Here is a 2,914-nt window from a genome sequence, read left to right as displayed (position 1 = left end):
ATTTGGTCAAGCCCTCGACCTATTAGTATCAGTCAGCTTAATATGTTACCACACTTACACCTCTGACCTATCAACCTTGTAGTCTTCAAGGGGTCTTACTAGCTTATGCTATGGGAAATCTCATCTTGAGGTGGGCTTCACGCTTAGATGCTTTCAGCGTTTATCCCTTCCCGACTTAGCTACCCAGCTATGCTTCTGGCGAAACAACTGGTACACCAGAGGTCAGTCCATCCCGGTCCTCTCGTACTAAGGACAGCTCCTCTCAAATTTCCTACGCCCGCGACGGATAGGGACCGAACTGTCTCACGACGTTCTGAACCCAGCTCGCGTGCCGCTTTAATGGGCGAACAGCCCAACCCTTGGGACCTACTTCAGCCCCAGGATGCGACGAGCCGACATCGAGGTGCCAAACCTCCCCGTCGATGTGGACTCTTGGGGGAGATCAGCCTGTTATCCCCGAGGTAGCTTTTATCCGTTGAGCGATGGCCCTCCCACGAGGTACCACCGGATCACTAAGCCCGACTTTCGTCCCTGCTCCACTTGTAGGTGTCGCAGTCAGGCTCCCTTCTGCCTTTACACTCTTCGAACGATTTCCGACCGTTCTGAGGGAACCTTTGGGCGCCTCCGTTACTTTTTAGGAGGCGACCGCCCCAGTCAAACTGCCCGCCTAACAATGTCCTGTCACCAGATTCATGGCATCCAGTTAGAACCTCAGTACTGTCAGGGTGGTATCCCAAGGACGACTCCACTAGAACTGGCGCCCTAGTATCCAAGTCTCCCACCTATCCTGTACAGACAACACCGAAATTCAATGCTAAACTGCAGTAAAGCTCTACGGGGTCTTTCCGTCCAATCGCGGGTAGCGAGCATCTTCACTCGCACTACAACTTCGCCGGATTCACAGTTGAGACAGTGCCCAAGTCATTACGCCATTCGTGCGGGTCAGAACTTACCTGACAAGGAATTTCGCTACCTTAGGACCGTTATAGTTACGGCCGCCGTTTACTGGGGCTTAAGTTCATACCTTCGCTTGCGCTAAGTATTCCCCTTAACCTTCCAGCACCGGGCAGGCGTCAGCCCCTATACATCAGCTTGCGCTTTAGCAGAGACCTGTGTTTTTGCTAAACAGTTGCTTGGGCCTATTCTCTGCGGCCTGCTCTCACAGGCACCCCTTCTCCCTAAGTTACGGGGTCAATTTGCCTAGTTCCTTAACTGTGATTCTTCCGCCGGCCTTAGGATTCTCTCCTCATCTACCTGTGTCGGTTTGCGGTACGGGCACTACTTCTCTCTCTAGATGCTTTTCTTGGAAGCATGGAATCAGATACTTCAGTTCCGTAGAACCTTCCCCATAACGCCTCAGAATTATCAGAGCGGATTTGCCTACTCTGACTCCCTAAACGCTTAGACTAGCGTCCAATAGCTAGCACATCCTATCCTTCTCCGTCACACCATCGATAATAACGATTGTAGTGGTATCGGAATATCAACCGATTGTCCATCACCTACGCCTTTCGGCCTCGGCTTAGGTCCCGACTAACCCTCAGAGGACGAACCTTCCTGAGGAAACCTTAGATATTCGGCCTGTAGGATTCTCACCTACATCTCGCTACTAATGCCAACATTCTCACTCGTAATCAGTCCACCGCTCCTTTCGGTACGACTTCACTCCAATTACGACGCTCCTCTACCGCTCACACAAAGTGTGAACCCGTAGCTTCGGTGGTAAGTTTGAGCCCCGGTACATTTTCGGCGCAGGATCTCTTGACTAGTGAGCTATTACGCACTCTTTTAATGAGTGGCTGCTTCTAAGCCAACATCCTAGTTGTCTTAGAAATCCCACATCCTTTTCCACTTAACTTACACTTTGGGACCTTAGCTGACGATCTGGGCTGTTTCCCTTTTGACCACGGAACTTATCTTTCGCAGTCTGACTGCCGGATTAATAGTATATGGCATTCGGAGTTTGATAAGGTTCGGTAGACGATACGCCCCCTAGCCTATTCAGTGCTCTACCTCCACTACTCACATGTCCGACGCTAGCCCTAAAGCTATTTCGAGGAGAACCAGCTATCTCCGAGTTCGATTGGAATTTCTCCGCTATCCACAGCTCATCCCATGATTTTTCAACATCAACGTGGTTCGGTCCTCCACGGGGTTTTACCCCCGCTTCAACCTGGCCATGGATAGGTCACCCGGTTTCGGGTCTACAGCATGCAACTAGTCGCCCTATTAAGACTCGGTTTCCCTTCGGCTCCGTACCTTAAGTACTTAACCTTGCTACATACCATAACTCGTTGGCTCGTTCTACAAAAAGCACATCATCACCCACATAAGGGGCTTTGATCGGTTGTAGGCACACGGTTTCAGGTTCTATTTCACTCCCCTCCCGGGGTTCTTTTCACCTTTCCCTCACGGTACTGCTTCACTATCGGTCATCAGGTAGTATTTAGCCTTGGGAGGTGGTCCTCCCTGCTTCCCACAAGGTTTCTCGTGTCTCGTGGTACTCTGGAGCAGAAGCTAAGATTTCATCATTTTACTTACAGGACTGTTACCTTCTACGGTCTAACTTTCCAGTTATGTTCAATTATGAATTCATCTTGTAATGTTCTGTCCGCAACCCCAGAGATAAATCTCTGGTTTGGGCTCTTTCCTTTTCGCTCGCCGCTACTAAGAAAATCGATTTTTCTTTCTCTTCCTCTAGGTACTTAGATGTTTCAGTTCCCTAGGTCTACCCTCCTGCAGCTATGTATTCACTACAGGATACATGGGGTTAACCCATGTAAGTTTCCTCATTCGGAAATCTTCGGATCTCTGGCTATGTGCGCCTACCCGAAGCTTATCGCAGCTTATCACGTCCTTCATCGGCTCCTGATGCCAAGGCATTCACCATGCGCCCTTTGTAGCTTGACCTTTT

1 rRNA gene is annotated in these 2,914 nt (G+C 50.0%); it reads right to left on the bottom strand.

Features of this window, described 5'->3' with window-relative positions:
• Positions 1 to 2: 2 nt before the first annotated feature.
• Positions 3 to 2,910, bottom strand: a 23S ribosomal RNA gene (locus tag ACTNAO_RS12710).
• Between the last annotated feature and the right edge of the window lie 4 nt (positions 2,911 to 2,914).

This window comes from Clostridium sp. HCP1S3_C6, from assembly GCF_052066735.1.
Classification (GTDB): domain Bacteria; phylum Bacillota; class Clostridia; order Clostridiales; family Clostridiaceae; genus Clostridium.
This window is presented reverse-complemented; position numbering and strand designations above follow the sequence as displayed.